Below are 25,961 nucleotides of genomic sequence, written 5' to 3'. Positions count from 1 at the left end.
TCTCACACACCACGAGAGCCGTGACCCGAGCCATCACATGCCGGCCCCGGGGACCGTACCCCCACGAGCCGTCCCCACCGCGGCCGTGCCCCGAGCCTTGGGGGTGCGGCCGCAACTCACACATGGCCCGGCACCTCACCCTGACCGCCGCCGGACCGACCTGCCGCAGGGACCCCGAACTCGCAAAGGAAGCCTGATGCGCCTCGCCAATCTGACCGGACGACTGCACCTGATCACCGACACCGGAGCCGTCGATGTCGCCGACGCAAGTGGCGGCCGCTTCGGCCCCGACCCGCAGAAGGTCTACCCCCAGTGGGCCGACTTCCGCGCCTGGGCCGGCGGAGCGTCACTGCCCGAGGGCCGCCCCTACGACCGTACGGAACTGGACTCACCCGTCCCGGCCCCTTCCCAACTGGTCGCCTTCGGCCTCAACTACCGCGACCACGCCGCCGAGACCGGTCTCGCCGTCCCGGAGGGACTGCCCCCGGTGTTCACCAAGTTCGCCTCTTCCCTCACCGGCCCGTACACCACGGTCCGGCTTCCGGAGGGCAACGTGGACTGGGAGGTCGAACTCGCCGTCGTCATCGGCACCACCGCATCCCACGTCACCGAGGCTGCGGCGTGGGACCACATCGCCGGCTACACCGTCGCGCAGGACCTCTCCGAGCGCGTGCTCCAGATGTCCGGCCCCGCCCCGCAGTTCAGCCTCGGCAAGTCACACGCCGGTTTCACCCCGCTCGGCCCCTGGCTCGTCACCCCCGACGAGTTGCCCGACCCCGCCGACCTGCGCCTGACCACGCACGTCAACGGCGAGGTGGTCCAGGACGGCAACACCCACGAGCTGATCTTCCCCGTCCCCACACTGATCGCCCGCCTCACCCGGGTCATCACCCTCTACCCGGGCGACGTCATCCTCACCGGCACCCCCGCCGGCGTCGGCATGGGCCAGAACCCACCCCGCTACCTCGCCCCCGGCGACGTCCTGACCTCCCGCATCGAGGGCATCGGCACCCTGGAACAGCACTTCACCGCCGGAGCCCGGCAGGAAACAGCCCCCTGACATGCAACGGATTCCAAGGTCGCCCGAGGGACAGCGGTCGGCGAGCGGGGTGGTCACTGCTCTCCGGCGAGGCGCCGTTGTTCGAGGTAGATACCGGTGAAGACCGCGACTTTGGCGCGCAGGACCCAGGGATCGAAGGGCTTGCCGATGTAGTCGACCGCGCCTGCGGCGTAACCACGGGCAGAGTGTTCGGGGTCGGCGCCCATGGCGGTGAGGAAGATGATGGGGACGTCGTGGGTACGAGGGCGTCGTTTGATGTGGGCGGCGGTCTCGTAGCCGTCCATGTCGGGCATCTGCACGTCCATGATGATCACAGCGAAGTCGTCGTGATCGAGGAGGGCTTTGAGGGCTTCGCGGCCGGAGGAGACGGCGACCAGCTTCTGGTCGAGGGTGGACAGGACGGCGGTCATGGCCATCAGGTTGTCCGGCTGATCGTCGACGATGAGGACCTTGGGCATGGCCCGCGAGACCGCAGGGGTGACGGTGGCGACGGTCGGGGCCTGTTCGACCGCTTCCAGCTGTCGTTCCAGCAGTGTGCAGCGCTGTTCTGCTTCGTCGCGCTGTTTTTGCGCTTCGTGGAGCTGGGCGGACAGACGGGTGACTTCGTCCTGCAGATGGTCGCGTTCGTGGAGGAGCCCGCTGACGTCCGGGCCGGCCGCGGCCAGGCGTTCGGCTCGTTCGCGTTCCGCGCTCCATTCGGCTTCCAGCTGGTTCAGACGCACTTCCAGGTCGGCGATGCGGTGTTTGCGGTCCAGCAGCGCGTCGCTCAGTGCGTCGCCGCGGGCGGTGGAGCGGCGTGAGTCGCGGTCGGCCTCGGCGAGTTGCCGCTCGAGTACCGCGACCGCATGGCGGGGTGAGGCGCTGGTCTCGACGGCCGCCCGGTGCAGGCGGCGCACCAGTTCCATGGCGTCCGGGGTGGCGGCCATGCCACGATGTTCGGCGACGTCGGTGAACAGGTCCATCACCACTTCCCAGGGCGGCACGCGGGTGCCACTGAGATAGCGGGAGAAGGTGCCGGCGTCCCGAACGCGGCGGGCCGCGTAACGGCGGACCGAGACTTCCAGGCCTTCGAACAGCTCCCGCAGCGCCATGGCCAGCGCACGGGATTCCGCTGTCAGGTCCGGGGCGAGAGGACGCAGCTCACCCACCGGCGCTACCGCCCTTCGTTCCCGCCCCGGGTACAGCCGGCCTGCGGTGGGTGGTGTCCGGGGCGATCACCTGGTTGAACACCGGCACGGCCCCGCCCGCGGCAGTGAGCCCGGCGAGCACACCGACCGCCACCCCGTTTCCGGCCAGCACCGACAACAGGCCGGCCCCCACACCGGCCAGCGCGGCGAGTAACAGCACCAGCGCCGCCCTCACCGACACAAGCGAACGATCCATCGCGCCTTCCCTTCCTCACCCCGCCGACGCCGGCCGGGACAGCGCGCCCCGGATGGGCCCGCCTTGCTGCGAGCCACACAATGACGACAGATGAATCCGTTGCGCCAGGAATTCGACAAACCGGCAACATCCAGGGCCTGTTGCGGCCGCCGCCAGACGGTCAGCAACACTCCCGATCCGCCGGTCAGGACTGGTGCACTGTCAGGTGTTGCGGCAACACCCGCATCAGTCCCGATCAGTGGCCACGCTGAAGGTGCTCACTGGCATTCGGGAGGGACGGCGTCGCCGGAAACGCCGGGGCCCGGGCGACGGCTGTGAGGGTCGTCGTCCGGGCCGGCTCGCACGAATCAGGCAGTGCGTCAGTGCGTCAGTGCGTCAGTGCGTCAGTGCGTCAGTGCGTCAGTGCGTCAGTTGACGTTGACCGCGCTCCAGGCCGCGGCCACGGTGGCGTACTCGGGGCCGGTCGCGCCGTAGAGGTCCTTCGCCGCGTTCAGAGTCGCGGTGCGGGCGCCCTTGTAGTCCGTGGTGGAGGTCATGTAGACGGTCAGCGCCCGGTACCAGATGGCGGACGCCTTCTTGTTGCCGATGCCGGTGACGGTGGAACCGTTGTACGTCGGGCTGTTGTAGGTGATGCCGTTGATCGTCTTGGTGCCGCTGCCCTCGCTGGCGAGGTAGAACCAGTGGTTGCCGACGCCCGAGGAGTTGTGCACGTCGAGCCGGCCGACGGACTTCGACCAGTAGTCGGCGGAGCTGCCGTCCAGGGACGGCTTGTCGAAGCGGCGCAGCCACGGCGGGGTGGACTGGTCGCTGAAGAGGTAGTCGGGGGTGTCGACCGGGTTGTTGGCGTACCACTCGACCATGGTGCCGAGGATGTCACTGGTCGCCTCGTTCAGGCCGCCGGACTCGCCGCTGTAGCGCAGGTTGGCGGTGGCCGAGGTGACGCCGTGGGTCATCTCGTGGCCCATGGTGTCGAGGTCGACCTGCTCGGGGTCGGTGGTGCCGTTGCCGTCGCCGGTCATCATGCAGAAGCAGGAGTCCGACCACTGGGCGTTGTCCCAGTTGGTGCCGACGTGGACGAAGACGGTGGCGCCGCGGCCGTCGTTCTTGATGCCGTTGCGGCCGAAGGTCGCCTTGTAGTAGTCGAACGTCTTGGCGGTGTTGGCGTGCGCGTCGACGGCAGCGGTGGCGCGGTCGGTGGAGAACTTCTTGCCGTCGCCCCAGATGTTGTCGGCGTCGGTGAACAGGGTGCCGGAGGAGCTGTTCAGGGACGAGGACGAGGCGTTGTGAGCGTCCTTGGTGATGTGGCCGCGCACCGGGTCGATCAGGGCGAAGGTGCCGTTGGCCTGCTGGGTGGTGTCGATGCCGATGTCACCGGTGTACTCGGAGTGGCCGGTGCCGGTCGCCTCGCGCTCCACGTCGTAGTTCTCGATCGCCGCGCCGGTGGTGGCGTCGGTGACGAAGACCTCGCCGTGCGGCTGGCCCTTGTCGCCCAGGCCCTGCACGGTGGTGCGCCAGGCCAGGCGCGGGGTGCCGTCGACGGCCCACACGATCAGCTCGGGGGTGGACTTGCCGTTGCGCACCAACCCGTGCGAGCGCTTCAGGGCGCCGGCCGCGGTGCCCTTGGCGCCTACGGCGGGAGCGACGGACTTGAGCGCCACCTTGTGGGCCTTGGCGCGGGTGGATCCCTTGAACGAGCCGTCGGCCTTCTGGTGGACGACGAAGTCGCCGCCGACGACGGGGAGGCCGCGGTAGGTCCGCTCGAAACGGACGTGCTGGGTGCCGTCGGCGTCGATCACGACGTCCTTGACGTGGAGTCTCTGGCCCGCACCAAAACCGAAGGTGTCGGCGTGCCGGGTCACGTTCGCCTTGGCCTTGGATATCGCCGTGTCGCGGACGGAGGTTCCGCGCTGGACCGCATTGGTCTGCGAGTGCGCAGGTACGGCCATCGCACCCGTGGTGATGACGCCGGCGGCGACCATCGCGGAAAGGGCAAGCAGGGGACGGGGCATGACGGGGTGATTCCTTCGCTCGTCGTGGGGTGACGACGTCCTGGGACGTTGACGCGAAGTGTTCACCAAATGACATGTTCCTGACGTGACTCCATCTGGGCTATAACCACGGAGCTATAGGGCGTGGGGAAGCTCGCCCCGGCCGGTCACGCGCCCTCGCCGAGAGCGAACCCCTCTCCCCCGCCCTGCCACCAGGCCAGGTACTGCGGCCGCTGCCGCACCAGCGACTGATAGGCGGCCAGTACACGCTCGCCGACCGCGTCGGCGAGCTCGGGCGGAACCGACTCCGTGTTCCAGGCCAGCAGCAACCGCCGGTGGAACGGGACGTCCACGAGCGGCCGCAGCACGGTGCCCTGGGCGGGGACATCGGCGGTCGGCCATACGCCGCAGACGGCACGGCGCCCGGCGACCAGGATCTGCGCCACGGACAGGTCCGACGTCACATGGGCGATACGCGGAGTGAATCCCGCAGACTGGCAGGTGAGATGAAGGTACGCGTGCACACCGCTCTCGTCGGCCTCCGGCATGACCCACTCCTCGCCGGCCAGCTCATGGAGACCGACCACCTCCTGGCGTGCCAGCGGGTGGTCCTCGGCCAGCAGGACGAAGACCGGCTCACGGAGCAGTGTGCGTGTCACCACCGACTCGCCGACCGGAAGGGGGAAGCCCGGGAACTCGCCGAACACCGCGATGTCGCATTTCGACAGGCTCAGCGATTTCGCCAGGGTGTGCACGGAACGGCGGGCATCTATGGTGAGCCGGCGTTCCGGGACGAGTTCGAAGAGGGCGGAGAGCAGCAGGGACACGAGGGGGCCGGCGGTTCCGCCCGCCCTCAGCGGCGCGGCGGTCTTCCTGTCCGCCTCGGCCGCCGATCGCGCGTACTCGCGCAGCCGGTCGAAGCCGACGACGAGGTCACGGGCGCAGCGAAGGACGTACTGTCCGTTCTCGTTCGGCTTCACCCCGTCGGCGCTGCGGATGAAGAGCGGGCCGCCCAGCTCGTGTTCGATCCGCTTCAGCTGAGCGCTCGTGGCCGGCTGAGAGAGCTGCAGCCGTGCGGCGGCCCTGCGGATGCTGCCGGCCTCGGCGACGGTGAGCAGGATACGGAGGTGCCGGAACTCGAGGTGCATGAACATTCCCCGCTCAGCGCGAGGGACCCCTGCACCCCCCATGACCAGCAGAACCAGTTGCCCGACGGCATGGTGACCAAGAGTCCGACGGACCGACGGGGCCGGCAACCATGGGACAGTAAAAACTGATTCACCGGCCTGCCCTTGTCCCTGACAGCCCGTAAATTCGATGCCCGCTCGCGCAGTGGCCGCAGCGTCAGGACGTCCGCCGACCGGTCGTGCTTCGCCAGGTTCCTTTCGTCGCTGTCAGGTCCACGCGGTGTATCCACCGTCCACGCGTATCGTCTCGATCCCGCTGATGTAGCGGGCGCCGCAGCGGTCCTGGGGCAGCACGAGCTGTGAGCCGGCGTGGTCGAGCGGAGTGCCGTCGAGGGTGACCGCGAGCAGAACGGGGGCGCGGCCGAAGTCCGGGTCGATCTCCGCCCAGGACAGCAGGGCGTGGTGGCCGTCGGTGCCGCGTACGGCGATCAGGAAGCGCAGGCGGTCCTTGCGGCGGGCGGGGTCGAAGGCGGGGCCCGCGTCCATGAGGACGTCGTGCAGGAGTGGTCCGGTGAAGCGGTGGTGCTGCACGCCGCTGGTGGCGCACTCGAAGGCGACCTGTGCCTCGTGCCGGGGCCAGGTGAGAAGGTCTGGGACCGTCAGCCGGACCGGGCGGTGCAGATCGCCGCTGAGGGAGAGTTCCGCCATCCGGCCGGCGGCCGTACCAGTTGCTGCGAGGGACTGACTCACGGGCTACCACCTCCCGCATGACCGTACCCAGACTTATGAGGTGCATGCGCAGATGCCAACAGTAGGGACCTTTGGCCCTGCTTATGCAATGAGATGTGGGCCGATCCGCCAGCATCTGCGGTAGTACGATCGACGCATGCGCACCTACTGGATCGGGGACGTCCTCGCCTTACTCGGCGTCAGCGCCGGCCTCGTGAGGCGCCTGGGCGACGGCGGGAACTGACCGCCGAACGCGACGGCTGCGCCGCCGGATCATCCCGGGGCCGCCGGACCGTTCCGGGTAGTGGCCATGGTCAGCCGCGAGTCGGCTGAGGAACAGAAGCCCGAACCCGGCGTTCCGGCTGTTGCCGTGATCAAGTCGACCAACTGGTCGTCGAAAGAACGTAGATGAGTCCGTTCAGGACCAAAGGGAGTGAACCCGTGATGACCCGTTCCGTGCGCCGGACCCGTCGGACGCTTCAGGTGGCCGGTGCGGGAGTCGCCGCCCTGTTGGCGCTCAGCGCCTGCTCCTCGTCCGACGACTCGTCCGACTCGTCCGGCTCTTCACCGAAGTCGGACTCGTCGTCGTCCGCGTCCCCGAAGCTGTCCGGCGACGTGACCGTCTTCGCCGCGGCTTCCCTGAAGGAGAGCTTCACCGCCCTGGGCAAGGAGTTCGAGAAGACCCACCCGGGCACGAAGGTCAGCTTCAACTTCGGCGGCAGCGACACCCTCGCGGCGAGCATCACCAGCGGAGCCCCCGCCGACGTCTTCGCCGCCGCCAGCCCCAAGACGATGAAGATCGTCACGGACAAGGGCGACGCGGCCGGCACACCCGCCACCTTCGTCCGCAACCAGCTCGAGATCGCCACCCTGCCCGGCAACCCCGACAAGGTCTCCTCCCTCAAGGACCTCACCAAGTCCGGCCTCAAGGTCGTACTGTGCGACAAGACCGTCCCGTGCGGCGCCGCAGCCCAGAAGGCCCTGGACGCCGGCAAGCTGAAGCTCACACCCGTCTCCTACGAGGAGGACGTCAAGTCCGCCCTGAACAAGGTGGTGCTCAAGGAGGCCGACGCCGCCGTCGTCTACAAGACCGACGTGAAGGCCGCGGGCGACAAGGTGCAGGGCGTGGAGTTCCCCGAGTCGGCCCAGGCCATCAACGACTACCCGATCACCCTGCTCAAGGACTCGAAGAACGCCGAGACCGCCAAGGCCTTCATCACGCTGGTGCAGTCCGCCCAGGGCCGGCAGGTCCTGACCGGGGCCGGGTTCCTCAAGCCGTGACCCGGACCGACAAGTCCGGCACCGCGACCGACACCCTCACGGGTGGGCCGCGGCGCCGGCGCGTCCGGGCGCACCCTCACCGGCAACCACACCCTCGGTCGTCAACCCGGGGCCGGTGCAAACCGGTTGGACGGCGGAGGAAGGGCGCGCGTTCGTGCTGCGCCAGACGCCGCTCAACCGCGTTGGCACCCCCGGGACACCGCCCACCTCGTCGTCAGTGGTCAACGGACAACTCCTTTTGGGCAACGGCGGATTCGCCCGGCTCCGCGGCGCGTGGGGCACTGCGTGAGGCTCCCGCGGCCGCCATCACCATCAGAACGACGACGAGCAGGACGACGTAGGCGACGGAGTGGACGCGGTCCGGGACCCGGCCGGTGACACGCCTCGCGACAGCGATGGTGGGCAGCGACCCCGCGAGCAGGGCGGCGGCCGCGGTGAGATCGACGTAACCCACCTGTCCTGCGCCGGCCGGGACGGTGGGAGCAAGGGCGTAAACGAGTGTTCCGGCCACGGCGACGGGCACGCTGAGAGGGTTGGCCATGGCGGTCGCCTCAGCCATGGAAAGACCCCTGCGTCGCAGGAGTGGAACCGTCATGACGCTGCCGCCCACTCCCAGGGCGGCGGCCACCAGGCCGATGGCCATTCCGCCGAGGCCGGCAGTGCCTCGCCCCAGGGGCTTCGGACGCGTCAGGTGCGCCACGGAGAGGAAGCCCTGCCGCAGAAGACAGTCGGTGATCGTCACCAGCAGGTAGGCGGCGAACAGCAACCGCAACGCCGTACCGCCGAGCAAGGTGGCTGCGAAGGACCCGACGACGGCACCGACCGTGATGAACGCCGCCAGCGGCCAGACATACGCGCGACGCAGCCGACCCTGGCGCCACTGGGCCAGCGCCGCCGCGGCGGCATTTGCGACCATGACCGCCGCCGAGGTCGCCACCGCGACGTGCATGGCGTCCGCGTCGGTTCCCGAACGCGCCGTGGTGGTCAGGACGCCGTAGACGAGGGGGACCGTGACGAAGCCGCCACCGAAGCCGAAGAGCACGGTCGTGATGCCGGTCAGGCAGCCGAACAGCAGGAGAGTGGTGAAGGAGGTCAGCACTGGTAAGACGCTAGAGATCACGCCGGTTGGCGGGCAATCGATGGATCGCCGACCTCCTACGCGCAGCAGACAGGCGCACATGACCCCGCGTAACCTCACGGCATGCGCAATATCCCGGTCGCGGAGGTGGACCACCTCGATCGTGCCGTGCTGGCCATCGGCACCGACTACCCCCATGACCACCTGCTCGTCCGGCATGAGCACCGCCGTGCCCAGGTCCTGTACGCGTCCACCGGCGTGATGCAGGTCGAGACGTCGGACGGCAGCTGGACGATTCCCACCGCCCGCGCCGTCCTGATCCCGCCCATGACCGGGCACGAGGTCACGATGACCGGGGTCAGCACCCGCAGCCTCTACATCGAACCCACCGCGGTGCCGTGGTTCCCCGCCCGCTGCCAGGCCGTCGACGTCTCCGCCCTACTGCGAGCGCTGATCCTGGAAGCCGTCGACATGGAGCCGCGCTACCCGGAGCACAGCCGCGACGCGGCGGTCGCCACCCTCATCCTCCACGAGCTCAAGAGCCTCACCCCCCTGCCGCTCGATGTGCCCCTGCCGCCCGAGCCGCGCCTGCGCGGCCTGTGCGAGGCGTTCCTGCAGAAGCCGGAGATCCACGACCCGCCCGCACGCTGGTCCGCGGAACTCAACATCAGCGAACGCACCCTCGCCCGCCTGTTCCGGCGCGACACCGGCCTCACCTTCTCGCAGTGGCGGCAACGCGCCTGCATCCTGCACTCCCTGCAGCACCTGACCGCGGGCACGCCCGTCACCCGCATCGCGACCCTGCTCGGCTACGACAACCCCGCCGCCTATACGGCCGCGTTCAAGAAGCTCCTCGGCCGGCCGCCGACGGCATACCGGAGCCCCGACAGGGCCGGCCTCCAGCGCCGGGAGCCTTGATCAACAGACCTGCACAGCGTGGGCGTCGCCGATGGCCACACTCTCCGCCCGAGCGGAGAACCTCCTGCTTCTGCTGTGAGGGCGGCTACCGGCTGACGACGGGGCTTTTGTCCGGGACTGCGACCGGAAGGCCGGGTGACGGATCCTGGACGGCCCCTTGGCTGCTTGACCGGCATGAATGCCCGTCACGGCAATCGTGTTGACCGACCGCGGTGCGGAGCGCGTAGGTTGAGCTGATGTCGACGCTGCCGGTGATTCTGTTGCTCTCGGGAAGTCTGCGGGCCCTCTCCACCAACGAGGCCGTACTGCGCACCGCGGACGCCGTGGCGCCGTCCGCGGGAGTGCGTACTGTCCGGTATGAGGGGCTGGCGGCTCTTCCGCACTTCAACCCCGATGACGACGCCGACCCGCTTCCGGTGCCTGTGGCCGGGCTCCGGGCGGCCATCGACCGGGCGGCCGGGATTCTGATCTGCACCCCGGAGTACGCGGGCACTCTGCCGGGTTCTTTCAAGAACCTGCTGGACTGGACGGTCGGCGGCACCGAGATCAGCGACAAGCCGGTCGCCTGGGTCAACGCGGCAGCCCCGGGGCGCGGTCAGGGAGCGGAGGCCACGCTGAGAGCGGTACTGGGCTACACCGGCGCAGGCATCATGGAGTCGGCCTGCCTCAAGGTACCGGTGGACCGGGGGATGATCGGCGAGGACGGGCTCATCACCGCCCCGGAGGTCCGTCGGCAACTCGGCGAGGTGCTCGGCCTGTTGGCGACCACCGGCGAGCGGGCCACTGCACAGCGGGCATGAGAGGGCCGGACACGCGCGTGAACAACGGCAGGCAGGCGTCACTACGTCCCCGAGGAACAACCGGAGTCGGCCGTACAGCACCTGCCGCGAGTCTTCACCTGAACCGTCGACATGCCAGGAGGGGGACCGCGCCGTGCCGTACACGCTGAACCTATGGCGTCAACAGCTGGGAAAGGTTCCCGTATCGGTCTGGCAACACACCGAACTCCAGGTCCTGATCCTCGCCGACAACGGACTCACCCATCTGCCGACCGAGATCGGACGGCTGCGGCAGCTGACCACACTGGACCTCGGCCACAACCACCTCAGGTCAGTACCCGACGAACTCGGCGACCTGACCAGCCTCGACGGCTGCCTGTACCTGCACGACAACAACCTGACCGAGATCCCCGAAGCCCTGAGAAACCTGACTCGGCTGCGCTACCTCAACGTCGGCGAGAACAAACTCACCGCCCTGCCTGAGGCCATCGGCAGCATGACCGGCCTCATCGAACTCCGGGCGCAGCACAACCGACTGACCGCGCTGCCCGGAAGCATCGGCCGGCTCCGCAACCTGCGCGAACTTTGGCTCCGGGGCAACGCGATCACAACCCTGCCGTCGTCCACGGCCGGCCTTCATGAGCTGCGTCACCTGGACCTGCGGGAGAACGCCCTGGCCGAACTTCCGGAGTCACTGCCGAACTTGCCCCGGCTACGTCAGCTGGACGTGAGAAGCAACCGACTCACGCGGCTACCGGACTGGGTCGTCGACATGCCTTCGCTGGAGAAGCTGGACCTGCGCTGGAACGCCTGCGAACCCTCCTCATCGCTACTGACCGAGCTGGAGCGGCGAGGCTGCGTCGTCCTGCTGTAAAACTGCGACGCACAGGCCCTCCGCACACGCGCGATGCGTGTTGGGAAACGACCGCAACGCGTGGTCCACCTGATAGCCGGCGAGTACGCGGGCGCCGGCATCAGGAGATCTTGGGCGGCATGTCATGAGAACGGCCCGCCCATACCTCTCTTCTGTGAACGGCCACCGCGCCCACAAGCGCCAATGGCCCAGAACTCAAGGGAGGTTGGATGCTGGAGCTCGCTGCTGCACTCTTGTCCCTGGTTGCCCCTCTGACCCCGGCAATCAAGAGCTGGCTCGACAGCGTGGCACATCGCAACCGGTCCATGGCCCGGGCCGAGATCATCCGAGCACGGCTGGCGAGACCGAGCGCCTCTCGCGATGTGTGCTCAAAGGGAGCGGAAGACAATGCCTGAGCAGGAGGCGGTGACCGCCGAGGATCTGGGTGCTCTGTACGCGAAGTACCGCGTCAGCCTCACGTCGACCGCCCGGCATGCGCTCCTTGCCCGCGGCGTACCGGAGTCGGTTGTCTCGGCCGAGGACATCGTGCAGAACGCCTTCGCCAAGGCCTTGCGCAATCCGGCGTCCATCGAGCGCCCGATCAGCTACCTGCGTGTGGTGATCCGTACCGAGGTGGCCAATCGGGCCCGACAGCAGGCTGACCACGGCCGAATGGAGGCCCGTCGTGCGGCTGACCCTGTGCGCTTCGACCCGGCGCAGTCCGCAGACTTCGCCACGCTGGTTGCCAACCGTTGCGCCGTCGAGCGGGCCCTGGCCGGCCTGTCTCTCCCGCAGCGCACCGCGGTATGGGCGACGAAAGCGCTGGACTATACCCAGGACGAGGCTGCAACCCTCATGGGCAAAGCCCCGGGCACGGTCGCGACTCATGTCTCCCGAGGCATGGTTCTGCTGCGCGCGAGCCTTGTCACCGCTGCGGTTGCCGCCATCGTGTGTGTGGCGGGTCGTTTCATCGGCGGTCGACGGCAACGCACTGATCCCCCGAGGGGGCCCGGCGAAGGGGTGGGCGCACTGCCTGCTCGGTGGTGGCATGACGGGCGGGACGCGCTGATTGCGCTGTACAAGCATTGGCCAGAGGTCGCTTTGCCTTTTCTCTTGGCTGCGTGCGGCATCCTCTGGTGGGTCTGGCGGTGCTGCCTCACCAGCAGGTTCGGGAGGCTCCTCGGCACGCGGCTGAGCGTTCGGAGGACGAGGCGGACGTGGTTGAGCGCTACCAGCCAACTCGGAATTCCCTTCACCGCCCGCAGAATTACCCGCGATGTCATCGTTTTCACGGTCCCGAGCGATTCCGATGACGACGTCGTGTCGAATGGCATGGAACGGGTTTCGCTCCAGATGAAGCGAAAACTGGGCCGTGTCGTCCGCCTGGAGCTGATCGGCGGACCTCCTCGTCAGCAGCGCCTCACTCCCAATGACCGCCTGCAGGACCTGTTCCGTCTGGCCGGCTGGTCCAAGGGTGAACTCGCCAGGCTGGTGAACCGGCAGGCCGCAGCGTTGGGGCACCCCCATCTGACCACCGACACCTCCCGGGTGCGGCGTTGGATCGACATGGGAGAGATCCCGCGCGATCCTGTACCGCGCGTACTGGCAGCACTGTTCACCGAGCGACTCGGCCGTGTCGTGACCATCGAGGACCTCGGACTGGTCAGGCACGGGCGGACGGGGAGACAGCAGAGCGGTAGGGAGCTGGAGCATCCGGATCAGCCGCCGTGGGCGCCCGAGCGGACCGTTGCGGTCCTCACCGAATTCACGGGAATGGACCTCATGCTCAACCGACGCGGCTTGGTCGGCGCCGGCACCGCGCTTGGCGCCAAAGCTGTAGCCGGCAGCGCTGCGCACGGCTGGAATCACACCGCCCCCGAACGCATTCAACGGTCCGAGGAGCAGCCCCCCGAGAGCTTGGGCAGGCTGGACACGCAGGCACCTCACGCAATCCGGGAAGCCCTGAAGATCCTGGAAGTTGTCACACATGCACCGCATGGGGCGGTGTCTCGGGCACAGATTGCCCGCTCCCTGAGGAGGTTCGGCCCGGCCGAGGCCGCAGCCCTGTCGATGCTGGTCCGGCAGGGTTACCTACAGCAACTCCCGGACAGCAGGTACACCGCCGGGCAGGACTTGAGGGCAGGAACGCCTGGTCACCTGTTTCTCGGGGGTGATGCCCTCGGTGAGGCACCCGGGCCGTGTCTCTTTGGTTGTGCGATCAGCCGATCGGAAGCATCTGGGCACGACGCCGACCGAAGAGATACAACCTAGCCATGCCAAGCTTCGAGGTCACACCGATAGGCACGGTCCTCAACGATCGGACGGACGTCCAGCACACGGACAACTGGGGTGCCGTCCGCAGCACGATCACCATCGACGAGCGTCTCGGCGAGGCGTGCCTCCAGGGCCTGGAGGGCTTCTCCCACGTGGAGGTCCTCTTCGTCTTCGACCAGTTCCCGGAACGCGACGACTACCGCGAACCCCGCCCCTACCGCGGTCGCTCCGACCTCCCGTCCGTCGGCGTTTTCGCCGACCGCGGCCCCCGCAGACCGAACCGCATCGGGGTGACGTGCTGTGCCATCGAGTCCGTGCACGGACGCGAACTGACGGTGGTGGGCCTCGACGCGGTGTCGGGCACGCCGGTCATCGACCTGAAGCCGGCGATGGTGGAGTTCCACGCTGTGGAGGTCAGGCAGCCGGAATGGGTCAGCGCCCTGATGTCGGAGTACTTCCAGCCGTAAACGGTCTGAACGGTCACCCCTCAACCCGCCCTCGGCCCACTGGACTCAGCCATGTGGTCACGGCGGGGGACGGGTACGAGTTCGGGCTGCTGGGTCCGCTCAGTGGCCGCCATGACGGGTGTCCCGCAACTGGCCTACGTCATCAGCCGGATCCGGCACATCGCCGAGACCGAGGAATGGTGGTGCAGGTGGCGGACCACCTGCTCGCCGCACATGCGGCAGGGGCCGACGAGGTCCTCATCGACCTACAGCGCACTGCGCGGAACGCGGAAGAACTGAAGGACACCGCGGTGCTCAATGCCCTGTTCAAGGTCATCTTCAAGGCCCTGCGCAGAGTCAGCAACGAAGATCACGAACCGTCACGAGACGTTACCCACGAAGGTTCAATGGCTGGACGGCGAACAGTTCCAGGTGCCCGCAGTTCGGGCAGCGGAAGGCATCGATCTGCCATTGCGGCAGGCCCCGCGTCTTGGCTACGCCCATTACGCCCCGCTCAAGGAGGCTTCCGAACCATCGCGCATACCCGCGGGCGCCGCTGCCACTGTCACTGACGAAGCCCTGCTCAAGCCCGACCTGACCGCATTGGGTGCACCGCATGTTGTTCATCGAGCGAGTGTAAGTGGGAGCCGGACGGCCCGGGACACTCGGACCGACAAGCTTCCCGACGGGCATCGAGCGCCATGCCGCCGTCCAGCGGGTCGTCACGCATGCAACCGTCAGGTTGCCGAGAAGACCTCAGTGCCCGCTCTGCCGGCCCTTCCCGGCGGGCCCAGGCGAGGACGAATTCCTCTGGCCCCGGCTCGCGGCGCGGGCGGTGGCGCAGGCCGACGCAATCGAGCGCATGGAGGCGCAGCACCACCGGCTCGAGGAACTGGTCACGCAGGTGACCGGCGCGCTGGATGGGCTGGCCACCGATCCCCAGCGGACACTCTGCGAGCAGGCTGCACGGAGCGTCGGCCGGATGACCGGCCTGAGTCAACCGGCGCTCGGTGCCATGCTGGCCTGCTGCGCCATGGCCCTGTCCACCGCCGGGGCCTCAAGAGGCCCTGCCAAAGCCGTTTTACGCGGCGGTGGGTGACTGGCCGGCATCGTCCTGCCCGTGCTGGTAGGCGCCAGTGCGCCCAGCTCCGGCACGCCCGGGGCGCCGATCACCTTGCCGACTTGCGTCACGGCGGCAAGCGGCCGGGATAGTGCGGGGTGCAGGGCAGGCTGCTCCCACCCGTACCTGCTTGCTTGTGGACCGCCGGTCTTCAGCTCGCCGCGGCGCCTTGCGCCGTGACCTCGCCGTCGGCCTTCACGCGGCGCGTCCGAGCCGAACTCGCCAGCTTCTCCGCGGCCACCTCGGCGGTGAGGTCCTGGATCTCCTCACCCGCCTCGATGGCTGCACGCCTGACCTCCAGGGTCAGACCGACCGACGTCTTGATAATGCCGCGGACCAGCGGTTTCGCCACTCTCTTGAGCAGAGGGGCCGTAACCAGGCCGACGAGGAAGGGAGGTACTACAGGGGGCATGGGTGAACCCTCTCTTGTGTGCACAGCACGGCTCCCGCCGCCGCGCCTACCGGACCACCTGGCCGGCAGCGCTGGGCCGGAATTCCACCCCCACTGGAAAACACCGTAGTCGGGCCTCGGCCGATGCGCCTGGGGACGGCGACGCCTTTCATTCGTTCGGGCGGAGGCGCCCCGGAGCAGCACGTGGCCGCGGAACGGGCTCAGAGCGGGTCCGGTGTGCCCGGCCTGCGTTCGTCCAGCAGTGAGCCCACCACCTGCACGACGAACTCGGGTACCCGGTCCGGAAAGTCGTGGCCGGTTCCCTCCGGGGTATAGACCCTCCGGGCCGCGCTGGAGGCCGCGAGAAAGCGGTCTCTCACGGTGAGGAAGAAGTGCCGTACCCGGGCGTTCTCCTCCGGATCGTCGACCGCGTCGAAGATCTCGCCACCGCCCGTCAGATCGCGTGGCGCCACAAGAAGGAGCGGGAGCGAGCCGAGCTCGCCATCGTGCACGACCGTGTGCCAGCCGGCTCTGGTGATGCCGTCCGGCGACAGCTCCCGCAGGATCGATGCCGCGGCGCAGTTCGCCCTGGTCCTGGTCTCGACCGCGGCGAGAACCTGCCCCGGATCCTCGGGAGCGTCGGCCTCGTGCCTGCGCTGGAGGGCGTGTAGGCCGAAGAGGCGGCGCACGGCGAGGACGGTCTGGTCCCGCACGGCATGGCGCAGAGCCGGGACCGGGGGGCCGAAGGCGATGACGTCGGGCGGGGTGGGGTCGAGCAGCACCAGACCGGCCACCAGGTCAGGGCGGCGCCTGGCGGCGTTGGCCATGAGCAGTCCGCCGAAGGAGTGGCCCACGAAGACATAGGGCCCTCTTTCGCCGGACCTCTCCAGCACCGTGAGCAGTTCGACGGCCTCGGTTGCCGTCGTGCGCGGAAAGGGGCCCGGGTCGCTCCAGCCGGAGCCCGGACGGTCCACCAGGACCGAACGCGTCCGTTCCCGCACCAGCGCGTGCAGCCCGTACATGGCGTACCCGCCGGCATGGCCGCCCGGCATCCAGACCACGGTCGGCCGCGTTCCGGCGTCTCCCTCGGCGAGGACGTGCATACGGTAGCTGCCCACGTCGACCATGCGTCCGGGTGGCGGGTACCTCGCCCGTACCCGGGCCACATGGACCAGATGGCGCAGAGACCCGAGACCGAGCGCGAGGGCCATGGCGCAGAGCACACCGCCGAGAACCCGCCAGCCGGTTCCCAAGGTGAGGCACCACGCGCCCGCGGCCGCCGGCAGCAGAGCGATGGCGAGTCCGGCCCAGTCCCGGCTGAGCAGCCGGAATATCGCGTCGGCGGCGCGTGTGCCCGGTCGCATGGATCCCTCCGTCCCGGTCTTCGTAGCCGCTGCCAGGGACACCGCGCGTCTCGGCGCCCGGCACAAGCATCGTCCCCTGGGAATCCCGCGGGCGCCATGCGCGGGGAGACCGGCGCGATTGGGCTGACTGCACCACCTCGCTCAAGCCCGGCAGACGTGCGTGGTGGCCCGCGGCGACCGCCCGGCGCACCGCTCGCCCCACAGCATCCGGCCCAGGTCGGAGTCCTCCCGTCCGATGCACGTCATGCCGATGCACGTCATGCCGGGCACACAAGGCGTGCTGCCACGTCCGCGACCAGTGCGGGCTCCTGGGCCACCAGGTAGAAGTGGTCCCCGGGGAACGAGCGCAGCTCGAAGGAGCCCGGGGCGGTGAGGTCGGACCAGGCCTGCACTCGGTCGAGCGCGCAGCTCGGGTCGTCCCGGCCGACGTAAGCGGTGATCGGTGCCTTGACCGGAGCCGGATGGGAGGGGTGGTAGGCCTCGATGAGCCGGTAGTCCGCGCGGAGGGCGGGCATCAGCAGGTCCCGCAGCTCCGGGATGTCGTAGGCCTCCGCGTGCAGGTCTCCGAGCTGCCGGACGCGGGTGATCAGGGTTTCGTCGTCGGTACGGTGCAGTGCGGTGTGTTCGGCCCGGTGGGGGGCGGCCCGTGCGGAGACCAGCAGGTGCTCGGGGACGATGCCGCGGGCCTCCAGCCGCAGGGCCACCTCGTAGGCGGCGCAGGCGCCCATGCTGTGCCCGAAGAGCGCCAGCGGCCGGTCGAGCCAGGGCCGCAGTGCGTCCTCGATCGTGACGGCCAGGGTGGCCATGTCCTCGATACAGGCTTCCATGAACCGGTCCTGACGGCCGGGATAGCGCACGGCGAGCACCTCGACGTCCTGGGGCAGCAGCGTCGGCCAGCCGTGGAACAGCTGTGCCGTGCCGCCGGCGTGCGGGAAGCACACCAGTCGGAGCCTGGGGTCCGCCGCGCGCCGGTGGACTCGGAACCACTTCTTCACGTCGTGTGCCGCCATCGCTACCGGGAACCGCCCAGCCGCAAGGAGTTGAGCTTGGAAAGGAAGGTGGGAAGCTGCTCCACCGCCCTCCTGGAGACATAGGCGGTCTGCACGGTGTGGCGCAGCTGATCGGTCACGACGAGTTTGTAGGCACCGCCTTCCTGGATGAGTTCGGCGGAATACAGGAGTGTTCCGGTCGCGGTCGTCCGGCCTGCTTCCATCAGGGCGCCGCCTTCTCCAGCCATGCCTTCCATTCCTCCGTCGTCTGCTTCTCGTCGATGGTGTCGGTGAACAGGTGGTGGCCGAGCCAGATCGGCCAGTTCCAGGTGTGCCCGTTGTAGAAGCGGTAGAGCCCGTCGGTGGTGCGCAGACCAAGGAAGTCGCCGCTGAGGAAGTCCACGACGGCGTCCCGGGGCCCGCCGAGACCGTCCGGTACGGCGAACCGCACCGCGTCGCCGACGGCGGTCCCGGCAGTGACGCCCGTCTGCCGGAGCAGGGTCGGGAACACGTCGGCATGCGCCGGTGCCGCGGGCCTGCCCGCCTTGACGTAGGTGGCACGGCGCCCTTCGAAGTGGCGCAGGTACTCGGCGAGGCTGTGCTGGTAGAAGTCCACGTGTTTCTCGGCGGCGTCGGCGCGGGTGCCCCAGCCGTCGTCGGGGGTGCCGGTGTGCACCCAGTGGATCCCCATGGAAAGCCGCGCGGTGTCGTCGTCCCGGCCTTCGACGGCGTAGCTGAGGGTGTTGGAGAAGCCCTTGCCGTCCTCGGAACGGCAGGCGAAGCGGTGCGGCGGCTCCCACTCGACGACGGTTGCGTGGCCGCGCGTCACGGCGCCGCCGACGCGCGGCTCGACCTCCATGGGGTAGAGCCAGCCGAGGTTGCCGGCTCCGGTGGCGACCGCGTTCCAGACCTGTTGGGGCGTGGCCGGAAGGTACTGCTCCCGGCGCACCCGGAATTCCCGGGCCATGGCGATGACTCCTCGATCAGTGGTTCGGTGGTGTCCGGTAGGTGACGGGCAGGGCGGTCAGGCGCCGCTGCAACGGGTTGGGCCGCCACTCCAGTTGGTCGGTGTCCAGCCGCAGGTCCGGCAGCCGGCGCACGATCGTGCCGATGGCCAGCTCGGTCTCCAGCCGGGCCAGCGGAGCCCCGAGACAGAAGTGGGGTCCGTTGCCGAAGCCCAGGTGGCGGGTGACGGGGCGGGTGAGGTCGAGCCGGTCCGGGGCCTCGAAGCGGTCGGGGTCACGGTTGGCTGCGGCGAGGACCAGGTAGACCACGTCCCCGGCGGCCAGGGTGCGATCGCCGAGGGCGACTTCGTCGGCCACCACGCGCACGATCGTCTGCGTCGGCGAGTCGTAGCGGACCATCTCGTCGACGGCCGGCCGGATCAGCGCGGGATCCGCGCGCAGCCGGGCCAGCTGGTCGGGATGGCGGAGCAGCGCGAGGGTGCCGTTGCCGATCAGGTGGGTGGTGGTCTCGTCGCCCGCGGTGATGAGCATGAAGCAGGTCGACAGCAGCTCGGAGTCGGTGAGCCGGTCGCCGCGCCCCTGGGTCGCGACGAGCCCGCTGATCAGGTCGTCCCCGGGGGCGCCCCGCCGCTGGGCGACGAGCCACATCAGGTACTCCTCGAACTGGTCCACCACCTCCACGGCCCGGTCGATGTCCTCCGTGATCCGGCCCAGCGCACGGAACCACTCCTTGACACGATCGCGGTCGGCGTCCGGGATTCCGAACAACTCGCATACCACGGAGTGCGGCAGGGGCGAGGCGAGGGCGGCGATGACGTCCATCACCGGTCCCGCCGCCACCGCCGTGTCGAGGAGTTGGTCCACGACCGCTTGGACGCGGTCGCGCAGCGCCTCGACACGGCGGGCGGTGAACGCTTTGTTCACCAGCTTGCGCAGCCGGGCGTGCTCCGGCGGGTCGGTGTTGCTCATCACGCGCCCGAGCCGCGCGGTGAGCCTGCTGAGGTCCCGCAGACCGCCGTCGCGGGCGCCGAAGGCGCGGGTCATCCGGTCGCGGTCGTTGGACAGCCTCAGGTCGCCCAGGGCCTGCTCCACGTCGGCGTACCGGGTCAGGTACCAGATGCCCTGCGGGCTGCGGTGGACCGGGCATTCGCGGCGCATCCGGGCGTAGAGCGGGTACGGGTCGCGGCGGAACTCCGGGGAGAGCATCGCCGCGGTGATCTCGTCGGGGCCGGTGTGCGGACCGGCCGGGGGATCGTCGGTGGTGGTCGTCATGTGACGGGCTGCTCCCGGCCGGCCATCGCGTCGGCGAGGCTCTTGGGCCTCATGTCGGTCCAGTGCTCTTCGACGTGGGCGAGACACGCCTCACGGGTGTCCTCCGGGTGGGCGACGGTCCAGCCGTCGGGAACGTCGGCGAAGGACGGCCACAGGGAGTGCTGGTTCTCCTCGTTGACGAGTACGAGGTAGCGACCGTCGTTGTCCTCGAAGGGGTTGGTCATGGTCAGTGCTCCTGACAGGTCGTCGGGTTCGGTGCGGTCCTGGTGATCTCCGCGATCTTCGCCGCGAGGACGGGCCCGATCTGGGCCAGGGACCCGGGTTGTGTCATGCGGTCGTGACGGGTGGTGACGTCGTGGGACTCGATCCGTCCGGCGACGTAGGGCTGCCAGATGCCGGCGTCCGCCGAGTCGTCCTCTCGGTCGATGGTGGAGTTGAACAGCAACAGGTCGCCGTCGAAGAGGTCCGGCTCGTGGACGAGCGCGAGCTGCGCGTTGTTGATCATGATGGCGACGACGGCCTCGATGTGGTGCTCCTCCAGGCTGGCCAGCGCACTGCCGCGGTGCCGGAGGATCTCCATGACCTCGGGGTAGGTCAGCGGCTCGTCACCCAGCTCGTCCGCCTGGCAGTCGAGCATGCCGACCAGCACGTCCCGTTCGGTGGGGACGGGTGCTTCGTCGAAGGCGATGTCCTTGACCGGGTAGGCGTCGAGGATCGCCAGCAGCGAGGTGCGTTCGCCCCGCCGCTGCAGCTCCGTGGCGATCGCGTGCGCGATGAGGCCGCCGGCCGACCAGCCGAGCAGCATGTACGGGCCTTCCGGCTGGATCTTGCGGATCTGGTCGGCGTAGTCGGCCGCCATCTCCCGGTAGGAGGTGGGCCGTGGCTCGGGGCGGCCGAGACTGCGGGCCTGGAGGGCGTAGACCGGGTGTTCGGGCCCGAGGTGGGTCAGCAGGCCGCTGTAGCACCAGCTGATGCCGCCGCCCGGGTGGATGCAGAAGAGCGGGGTTTCGTTGCCGGTGGAGCGCAGGGGCAGGACCACGTCGAAGGCGTCTTCGGGGCTGCCCGTGGCCAGGCGTTCCGACAGGCCCGCGACCGTGGGCGCCTGGAACAGGGTGCGCAGTCCCAGACCGATGCCCAGGGTCTCGCGGATCCGGGACACCAGGCGGGCGGCGAGCAGCGAGTGTCCGCCCAGGTCGAAGAAGCCGTCGTCGATGCGGACGTGGTCGCGGCCGAGGACCTCCGCGAACAGGTCGCACAGCAGCTGCTCCTGCGGCGTGCGCGGGCCCCGTCCGGGTCCGGAGGAGCCGTACTCGGGCGCCGGCAGCGCGGCGCGGTCCAGTTTGCCGTTGCGGGTCAGCGGCAGCGCGTCGAGGGTGACGAACGCCGACGGGACCATGTACTCCGGGAGGGTGCGCCGCAGCCGCTCGGCCAGCTCCTCCGGATCGGGTGCCGAGCCGGCCGCGGGCACCAGGTAGGCGACGAGCCGCTTGTCCCCGGGCTGGTCCTCGCGGACGACGGCGGCCGTCTGGGCGACCCCGGGGCGGCCGGCGAGCACGGCGTCGATCTCCCCGGGCTCGATCCGGAAGCCGCGCAGCTTGACCTGGTCATCGGCGCGACCGGTGAACTCCAGCGTGCCGTCGGTCAGTTGCCGGACCAGGTCCCCGGTGCGGTACATCCGGCCGCCCGCCGGTCCGTACGGGTCGGCGACGAACCGCTCGGCGGTCATCTCCGGGCGGCCTACGTACCCACGGGCGAGGCCGGTCCCGGCGATGTACAGCTCGCCGACGACACCCGGCGGGACCAGACGCAGTCCGGGGTCGAGCACACGCAGCCGCATGTTCGCCATGGGGCGCCCGATCGGCACGCTGCGGGTGATGTCCGGTGGCGCGGTCATGGTGTGGTGGGCGGCGAAGGTGGTGGTCTCGGTTGGGCCGTAGCCGTTGACGACGTGGAGGCCGGGGCAGGCCTCCATCACCCTGGCCACCGCCCTCGCCGAGACCACGTCACCGCCGGTCCACACCTCTCGCACGCCTTCGAAGGCGTCCGGGCGCTCCTCGGCGACTAGGCGGAAGAACCCGGCCGTCAGCCACATCCCGGTCACGTCGTTGTCCGCGACCGTCCGCCGCAGCGCCTGGGTGTCCAGCTGCCCGGCCGGGGCCACGACGACCCGGCCACCGCCGAGCAGGGGGACCCACAGCTCGTAGGTGGAGGCGTCGAACGCCGTCGGGGAGTGCAGCAGTACCCGTTCGTGGGCACCGCCGCGCCAGCAGGGGGCGAGCGCCAGACCGGCCACGTCGTGGTGGGCGACGCCGATGCCCTTGGGCTGCCCGGTCGAGCCGGAGGTGTACATCACGTAGGCCAACTGACGGGGCTCGCAGTGCACTTGAGGGTCCGATGTGCGCGTCTCGGCCTGGCTGAGCGCGGTGAGCACGTCCTCGGTGAGCACCAGCGCGGCGCCGGTCTCCCGCACGATCAGGTCGACGCGGGAGGAGGGGAAGCGCGGGTCGAGCGGGACGTAGGCGCCGCCCGCCTTGACGATCGCCAGGATCGCCACGACCAGTTCCGGGGAGCGCTCCAGCAGTACCGCCACCGCTGTCTCCGGCCGTACTCCCTGTCCGATCAGGGCATGGGCGACCCGGTTGGCCCGCGCGTCCAGTTCGGCGTACGTGAGCGTGGTCGTACCGCTGACGACCGCCACCGCGTCCGGGGTCGCGCGCACCCGGGCGGCGAACAGCTCGGGCAGCCCGGCCTCGGGCAGCTCCATGCCCTCGTCCTCGGCGAGCAACTGCGCGCGTTCTTCTCCGGACACCGTGTCGATCCGGCTGATCGGCTGCTGCGGATCGGCGACGATTGCGCGCATCAGCCGGGTCCAGCGGGCGAACAGCGTCTCGACGGTCTGCGGGTCGAACAGGTCGGTGGCGTACTCCACCGCTCCCAGGATCCCGGCGGGGCTGCCGTCGGGCCCGTGCTGTTCGGCCAGGCTGAACGTGAGGTCCACCCGGGCCGTACCGGTCGGCGCCGCCACGTGTCCGACGTCCAGGCCGGGCAGGGTGAAGTCCGCCGCGGGGGCGTTCTGCAGGGCCAGCATGACTTGGAAGAGCGGGTGGTGGGCGAGGGACCGGGCCGGGTTGAGGACCTCGACCAGGTACTCGAACGGCACGTCCTGGTGGGCGTAGGCGGCCAGAGCCGTCTGCCGGACGCGGCCGAGGAGTTCGGCGAATGCCGGATCGCCCGAGGTGTCGGTACGCAGGACGAGCGTGTTGACGAAGAAGCCGACGAGGTCGTCGAGGGCCTGGTCGACGCGCCCCGCGATCGGGCTGCCCAACGGGATGTCGTCACCCGCGCCGAGCCTGCCCAGCAGTGCGGCGAGGCCCGCCTGCAGGATCATGAACACGCTCGCGCCGTGTGCCGTGGCCAGCTCCCGCAGCCCCTGGTGGAGCTCGGCGTCCATCCGCACCGCCACCTGCCCGCCGCGGTGTGAGGCGGTGGCGGGGCGCGGCCGGTCCGCCGGCAGCGTGACCTGCTCGGGCAGTCCCGCCAACGCGTCTTTCCAGTAGTCGAGTTGCGCGGCGAAGCGGCTGTCCGGGTCGGACGCCTCACCGAGCAGTTCCCGCTGCCACAGGGTGTAGTCGCAGTACTGCACCGGCAGCGGGGACCACGCGGGCTCCTCGTCCTGGCACCGGGCCGCGTAGGCCGTCGCCAGGTCTCGCGAGAGCGGGCCCATGGACCAGCCGTCGCCCGCGATGTGGTGCACCACGGTCAGCAGGACGTGTTCCTCGGGTGCGAGCGCGAACAGCTCTGCCCGAAGCGGTGGTTCGGTATCGAGGGCGAACCCGCGCCGGGCCGACGCCGCCAGCCGTCCGGGCAGGTCGGCCTCGTCGGTGTCGGTCACCGGCAGGTCCGGCCGGGCCTGAGCGGGGGTGAGCACGTGCTGGTAGGGGACGCCGCCTTCGGCGGGGAAGACGGTCCGCAGGCTCTCGTGGCGGGCCACCACGTCCGCCAGGGCTTCTCGCAGCGCCTGCCGGTCGAGCGTGCCGGTCAGCCGCAGGGCGAGGGGCATGTGGTAGGTGGCGCTCTCCCCGTCCATCTGGTGCAGGAACCACAGGCGGCGCTGCGCGTGGGACAGTGGCACCCGTTCGGGGCGCGGGTACCCGGTCAGGGCGGGCCTGGCCGCCTGCCCGGCCTCCTCCAGTCGCTGAGCGAGCCCGGCCACGGTCGGTGTCTCGAACAGATCGCGTACGTCGAGTTCGGCGCCGAGGACGGACCGGACGCGGGAGACCAGGCGGGTGGCCAGAAGTGAATGGCCGCCCAGGTCGAAGAAGTTGTCGTCGACCCCGGCCTGCGGGAGGCCGAGAACCTCCGCGAAGAGCTCGGCGAGGAGCTGTTCCTGGGGGGTACGGGGAGCCCTGCTGGATGCCGCGGAGCCGAGGTCGGGCGCCGGCAGCGCGGCGCGGTCCAGCTTTCCGCCCGCGGTCAGCGGCAGCGAGTCGAGCGCAACGAACGCGGAGGGCACGAGATGGCCGGGGAGCCGGTCCCGGGCCCAGTCCCGCAGCTCGGCCAGGAGGACACCGGTGGCGCCGACTCCGGCCGGGTCGTTGGTCAGCGGGGCGCCGGACCGGGCCGGCCGGCCCAGCCCGTCCGGCACGCCCGACGGCAGCCGGGACAGATCGGCGAGGACCACGTCCATGGCGTCGTCCGCCGTACCGGACCATGTCAGGCCCACCCAGCGGCCGTACTCGGCGCCGAGCGCTTGGAACTCCTCCGGGTCGGCGGTTCCGTCGTCGCCGTCCACGGCGTGGAGGCGTTCCAGCAACTCGGGCAGCGGGGTGTCACCGGCCTGCAGGGCCCGGGCGAGCGCGGCCTCCCGGGCGACGCGGGCGTTCGGCACACCGGTGACCCGCAGCACGGCCGGATCCTGCTCGGCGAGGAGGCTGCGCAGGGGGTCCAGGCTCTCCCACGGCACCTCGGTCCGCCCGTCCATCGGGAGCGGGCTGAGGGGGTGCTTGTGCAGGGTGACGTCGTAGCGATAGCGGGTCAGCTCGTTGTGGTGGCGGCCGCGTTTGAGCTGGACGGTCACGGCGCCCAGGCCGTCGAGGCGGTCGGGCAGGGCGGTGAAGTAGTCCGGGTCGACCAGGAGTTCCTTCTCGACCCTCAGGGCCTGCTCCACCGCACGGCGCACCGTGGCGAGATCCGTGTCCGGGTTGTCCCGAACCACCTTGTGCAGTTGTACGGCGGTGGTCAGTGACCGCAGCAGACGCAGGTTGCGGACGTCCCCGATGAACAGGGTTCCGCCGGGGGCCAGGAGTCCCATCAGCCGGTCGATGACCTCGGCCAGGTACGCGGCGGTCGGGAAGTACTGGACGACGGAGTTGATCACGATCGTGTCGAAGCCGGCGGCGGGCAGCCCCTCGGTGTCGTGCGCGGGCTGCGTCCGCAGCACGACCCGTTCCGCCAGGCCGGGTTCGTGCTCCACCTGGCGTGCGAGAGCGTCGATGGCTGTCGCGGAGAAGTCCGTGGCCCAGTACGTCTCACACTCCGGGGCGAGTTGCGAGAGCAGCAGTCCGGTGCCGACACCGACTTCGAGCACCCGGCGGGGTTGCAGGCCCCGGATGCGCTCCACCGTGGCGTCGCGCCACTCCCGCATCTGCTCGACCGGGATCGGGCTCGTGTCGTAACTGCTGTTCCAGCCGGTGAAGTTCTGCCCGAAGGCGGCGTCACCGGCGGCTACGGGCAGCGCATCGTAGATCTCCCGCCACTCGCCCACATGATCCTGTTCGGCGCCGTGGTCGCGGACGGCCTGCGTACCGGGACGCGCCACCACATACGCGACGAGCTGCTTGTCGTCGGCACGGTCCTGGCGGGCGATCACGGCTGCCCGGGTCACTTCGGGGTGGCCGGTGAGCACCGACTCCACCTCGCCGGGTTCGATACGGAACCCGCGGAT

Annotated in this window: 23 protein-coding genes and 2 pseudogenes; 10 read left to right on the top strand and 15 right to left on the bottom strand. The window is 69.8% G+C overall.

Annotated features, from left to right (window positions below; all coding sequences use genetic code 11):
* Positions 1 to 196 precede the first annotated feature (196 nt).
* The gene (locus ACIPSA_RS28370; protein ID WP_402639356.1) at positions 197 to 1,060 is read left to right on the top strand and encodes a fumarylacetoacetate hydrolase family protein; all 864 of its coding nucleotides are present in this window, start codon (positions 197 to 199) and stop codon (positions 1,058 to 1,060) included.
* 53 nt (positions 1,061 to 1,113) lie between these two features.
* On the opposite strand, the gene ACIPSA_RS28365 is transcribed toward ACIPSA_RS28370, so the two are convergent.
* From ACIPSA_RS28365 to ACIPSA_RS28345, 5 genes are all read right to left on the bottom strand, one after another.
* Positions 1,114 to 2,208 (bottom strand): response regulator, encoded by a 1,095-nt coding sequence (locus tag ACIPSA_RS28365; protein WP_402639354.1) that lies wholly within the window; start codon positions 2,206 to 2,208, stop codon positions 1,114 to 1,116.
* Positions 2,201 to 2,443: a hypothetical protein gene (locus ACIPSA_RS28360; protein WP_402639353.1), complete on the bottom strand. Its 243-nt coding sequence runs from the start codon at positions 2,441 to 2,443 to the stop codon at positions 2,201 to 2,203. The genes ACIPSA_RS28365 and ACIPSA_RS28360 overlap by 8 nt, the downstream gene beginning before the upstream one ends.
* Positions 2,444 to 2,850: 407 nt before the next feature.
* Positions 2,851 to 4,452, bottom strand: coding sequence for a M4 family metallopeptidase (locus ACIPSA_RS28355; protein WP_402639351.1), 1,602 nt, complete (start codon positions 4,450 to 4,452; stop codon positions 2,851 to 2,853).
* Positions 4,453 to 4,598: 146 nt separating this feature from the next.
* Positions 4,599 to 5,579 (bottom strand): LysR family transcriptional regulator, encoded by a 981-nt coding sequence (locus tag ACIPSA_RS28350; protein ID WP_402639349.1) that lies wholly within the window; start codon positions 5,577 to 5,579, stop codon positions 4,599 to 4,601.
* 246 nt (positions 5,580 to 5,825) lie between these two features.
* On the bottom strand, positions 5,826 to 6,308 hold the full coding sequence (locus ACIPSA_RS28345; RefSeq protein WP_402639347.1) for a molybdopterin-dependent oxidoreductase: 483 nt from the start codon (positions 6,306 to 6,308) through the stop codon (positions 5,826 to 5,828).
* A 423-nt stretch (positions 6,309 to 6,731) separates the two neighbouring features.
* On the opposite strand from ACIPSA_RS28345, the gene modA reads away from it, so the two are divergent.
* On the top strand, positions 6,732 to 7,568 hold the full coding sequence (gene modA / locus ACIPSA_RS28340) for a molybdate ABC transporter substrate-binding protein (RefSeq protein WP_402639345.1): 837 nt from the start codon (positions 6,732 to 6,734) through the stop codon (positions 7,566 to 7,568).
* Positions 7,569 to 7,782: 214 nt separating this feature from the next.
* Here the strand turns inward: modA and ACIPSA_RS28335 are convergent, their stop codons facing one another.
* Positions 7,783 to 8,667 (bottom strand): sulfite exporter TauE/SafE family protein, encoded by an 885-nt coding sequence (locus ACIPSA_RS28335; RefSeq protein ID WP_402639343.1) that lies wholly within the window; start codon positions 8,665 to 8,667, stop codon positions 7,783 to 7,785.
* 102 nt (positions 8,668 to 8,769) lie between these two features.
* Between ACIPSA_RS28335 and ACIPSA_RS28330 the strand changes: the two genes are divergently transcribed.
* The 7 genes and pseudogenes from ACIPSA_RS28330 (at position 8,770) to ACIPSA_RS28300 (ending at position 14,216) form a co-directional block, all read left to right on the top strand.
* A complete protein-coding gene (locus ACIPSA_RS28330; protein WP_402639341.1) occupies positions 8,770 to 9,564 on the top strand; it encodes an AraC family transcriptional regulator in 795 nt (264 codons plus the stop codon).
* Positions 9,565 to 9,800: 236 nt separating this feature from the next.
* The gene (locus ACIPSA_RS28325; RefSeq protein WP_402639339.1) at positions 9,801 to 10,364 is read left to right on the top strand and encodes an NADPH-dependent FMN reductase; all 564 of its coding nucleotides are present in this window, start codon (positions 9,801 to 9,803) and stop codon (positions 10,362 to 10,364) included.
* A gap of 133 nt (positions 10,365 to 10,497) precedes the next feature.
* Complete coding sequence (locus ACIPSA_RS28320; RefSeq protein ID WP_402639338.1) at positions 10,498 to 11,217, top strand: leucine-rich repeat domain-containing protein; 720 nt, start codon at positions 10,498 to 10,500, stop codon at positions 11,215 to 11,217.
* Positions 11,218 to 11,577: 360 nt separating this feature from the next.
* Positions 11,578 to 12,090 (top strand): annotated as a pseudogene (locus tag ACIPSA_RS28315) (RNA polymerase sigma factor); the annotation flags it as partial.
* A 498-nt stretch (positions 12,091 to 12,588) separates the two neighbouring features.
* A pseudogene (locus ACIPSA_RS28310) lies at positions 12,589 to 13,074 on the top strand (hypothetical protein); the annotation flags it as partial.
* 395 nt (positions 13,075 to 13,469) lie between these two features.
* Positions 13,470 to 13,937, top strand: coding sequence for an SAM-dependent methyltransferase (locus tag ACIPSA_RS28305; RefSeq protein WP_402639336.1), 468 nt, complete (start codon positions 13,470 to 13,472; stop codon positions 13,935 to 13,937).
* A 111-nt stretch (positions 13,938 to 14,048) separates the two neighbouring features.
* Positions 14,049 to 14,216 (top strand): hypothetical protein, encoded by a 168-nt coding sequence (locus ACIPSA_RS28300; protein ID WP_402639334.1) that lies wholly within the window; start codon positions 14,049 to 14,051, stop codon positions 14,214 to 14,216.
* A 90-nt stretch (positions 14,217 to 14,306) separates the two neighbouring features.
* On the opposite strand, the gene ACIPSA_RS28295 is transcribed toward ACIPSA_RS28300, so the two are convergent.
* Positions 14,307 to 14,543, bottom strand: a complete 237-nt coding sequence (locus tag ACIPSA_RS28295; protein WP_402639332.1) for a hypothetical protein — start codon at positions 14,541 to 14,543, stop codon at positions 14,307 to 14,309.
* A 208-nt stretch (positions 14,544 to 14,751) separates the two neighbouring features.
* Here ACIPSA_RS28295 and ACIPSA_RS28290 point away from each other — a divergent pair, with 208 nt between their 5' ends.
* A complete protein-coding gene (locus ACIPSA_RS28290; RefSeq protein WP_402639331.1) occupies positions 14,752 to 15,015 on the top strand; it encodes a hypothetical protein in 264 nt (87 codons plus the stop codon).
* Positions 15,016 to 15,187: 172 nt separating this feature from the next.
* Here the strand turns inward: ACIPSA_RS28290 and ACIPSA_RS28285 are convergent, their stop codons facing one another.
* From ACIPSA_RS28285 to ACIPSA_RS28250, 8 genes are all read right to left on the bottom strand, one after another.
* Positions 15,188 to 15,388 carry a DUF5132 domain-containing protein gene (locus ACIPSA_RS28285; protein ID WP_402639329.1) on the bottom strand — a complete coding sequence of 67 codons (201 nt, stop codon included), beginning with the start codon at positions 15,386 to 15,388 and terminating at the stop codon, positions 15,188 to 15,190.
* A gap of 260 nt (positions 15,389 to 15,648) precedes the next feature.
* Positions 15,649 to 16,791: an alpha/beta fold hydrolase gene (locus tag ACIPSA_RS28280; protein ID WP_402639327.1), complete on the bottom strand. Its 1,143-nt coding sequence runs from the start codon at positions 16,789 to 16,791 to the stop codon at positions 15,649 to 15,651.
* A 257-nt stretch (positions 16,792 to 17,048) separates the two neighbouring features.
* Complete coding sequence (locus ACIPSA_RS28275; RefSeq protein WP_402639325.1) at positions 17,049 to 17,801, bottom strand: thioesterase II family protein; 753 nt, start codon at positions 17,799 to 17,801, stop codon at positions 17,049 to 17,051.
* Between the two features lie 2 nt (positions 17,802 to 17,803).
* Positions 17,804 to 18,028 (bottom strand): hypothetical protein, encoded by a 225-nt coding sequence (locus ACIPSA_RS28270; protein ID WP_402639323.1) that lies wholly within the window; start codon positions 18,026 to 18,028, stop codon positions 17,804 to 17,806.
* Positions 18,004 to 18,747 carry an SRPBCC domain-containing protein gene (locus ACIPSA_RS28265; protein WP_402639321.1) on the bottom strand — a complete coding sequence of 248 codons (744 nt, stop codon included), beginning with the start codon at positions 18,745 to 18,747 and terminating at the stop codon, positions 18,004 to 18,006. The genes ACIPSA_RS28270 and ACIPSA_RS28265 overlap by 25 nt, the downstream gene beginning before the upstream one ends.
* 16 nt (positions 18,748 to 18,763) lie before the next feature.
* Positions 18,764 to 20,017 (bottom strand): cytochrome P450, encoded by a 1,254-nt coding sequence (locus ACIPSA_RS28260; protein ID WP_402639319.1) that lies wholly within the window; start codon positions 20,015 to 20,017, stop codon positions 18,764 to 18,766.
* On the bottom strand, positions 20,014 to 20,241 hold the full coding sequence (locus ACIPSA_RS28255; protein WP_402639318.1) for an MbtH family protein: 228 nt from the start codon (positions 20,239 to 20,241) through the stop codon (positions 20,014 to 20,016). Before ACIPSA_RS28255 ends, ACIPSA_RS28260 begins: the two co-directional genes overlap by 4 nt.
* Positions 20,242 to 20,243: 2 nt before the next feature.
* Positions 20,244 to 25,961: amino acid adenylation domain-containing protein (locus ACIPSA_RS28250; RefSeq protein WP_402639316.1), on the bottom strand; the 5,718-nt coding region annotated here is incomplete at its 5' end.

The sequence above is a fragment of the Streptomyces sp. NPDC086549 genome, from assembly GCF_044746205.1.
In the GTDB taxonomy this organism is placed as follows: Bacteria; Actinomycetota; Actinomycetes; order Streptomycetales; family Streptomycetaceae; genus Streptomyces.
Note: the sequence above shows the minus strand (reverse complement) of the source record. Positions and strands in the feature narration are given on the sequence as shown.

What these genes read in the sequence shown, in the direction of transcription:
- ACIPSA_RS28325 (WP_402639339.1), top strand. Translation starts at nt 9,801, where the DNA reads ATGTCGACGCTGCCGGTGATTCTGTTGCTCTCGGGAAGTCTGCGGGCC.
- ACIPSA_RS28350 (WP_402639349.1), bottom strand. Translation starts at nt 5,579, where the DNA reads ATGCACCTCGAGTTCCGGCACCTCCGTATCCTGCTCACCGTCGCCGAG.
- modA (WP_402639345.1), top strand. Translation starts at nt 6,732, where the DNA reads ATGACCCGTTCCGTGCGCCGGACCCGTCGGACGCTTCAGGTGGCCGGT.
- ACIPSA_RS28275 (WP_402639325.1), bottom strand. Translation starts at nt 17,801, where the DNA reads ATGGCGGCACACGACGTGAAGAAGTGGTTCCGAGTCCACCGGCGCGCG.
- ACIPSA_RS28255 (WP_402639318.1), bottom strand. Translation starts at nt 20,241, where the DNA reads ATGACCAACCCCTTCGAGGACAACGACGGTCGCTACCTCGTACTCGTC.
- ACIPSA_RS28260 (WP_402639319.1), bottom strand. Translation starts at nt 20,017, where the DNA reads ATGACGACCACCACCGACGATCCCCCGGCCGGTCCGCACACCGGCCCC.
- ACIPSA_RS28270 (WP_402639323.1), bottom strand. Translation starts at nt 18,028, where the DNA reads ATGGCTGGAGAAGGCGGCGCCCTGATGGAAGCAGGCCGGACGACCGCG.
- ACIPSA_RS28300 (WP_402639334.1), top strand. Translation starts at nt 14,049, where the DNA reads ATGACGGGTGTCCCGCAACTGGCCTACGTCATCAGCCGGATCCGGCAC.
- ACIPSA_RS28370 (WP_402639356.1), top strand. Translation starts at nt 197, where the DNA reads ATGCGCCTCGCCAATCTGACCGGACGACTGCACCTGATCACCGACACC.
- ACIPSA_RS28295 (WP_402639332.1), bottom strand. Translation starts at nt 14,543, where the DNA reads ATGAACAACATGCGGTGCACCCAATGCGGTCAGGTCGGGCTTGAGCAG.
- ACIPSA_RS28360 (WP_402639353.1), bottom strand. Translation starts at nt 2,443, where the DNA reads ATGGATCGTTCGCTTGTGTCGGTGAGGGCGGCGCTGGTGCTGTTACTC.
- ACIPSA_RS28355 (WP_402639351.1), bottom strand. Translation starts at nt 4,452, where the DNA reads ATGCCCCGTCCCCTGCTTGCCCTTTCCGCGATGGTCGCCGCCGGCGTC.
- ACIPSA_RS28265 (WP_402639321.1), bottom strand. Translation starts at nt 18,747, where the DNA reads ATGGCCCGGGAATTCCGGGTGCGCCGGGAGCAGTACCTTCCGGCCACG.
- ACIPSA_RS28330 (WP_402639341.1), top strand. Translation starts at nt 8,770, where the DNA reads ATGCGCAATATCCCGGTCGCGGAGGTGGACCACCTCGATCGTGCCGTG.
- ACIPSA_RS28280 (WP_402639327.1), bottom strand. Translation starts at nt 16,791, where the DNA reads ATGCGACCGGGCACACGCGCCGCCGACGCGATATTCCGGCTGCTCAGC.
- ACIPSA_RS28305 (WP_402639336.1), top strand. Translation starts at nt 13,470, where the DNA reads ATGCCAAGCTTCGAGGTCACACCGATAGGCACGGTCCTCAACGATCGG.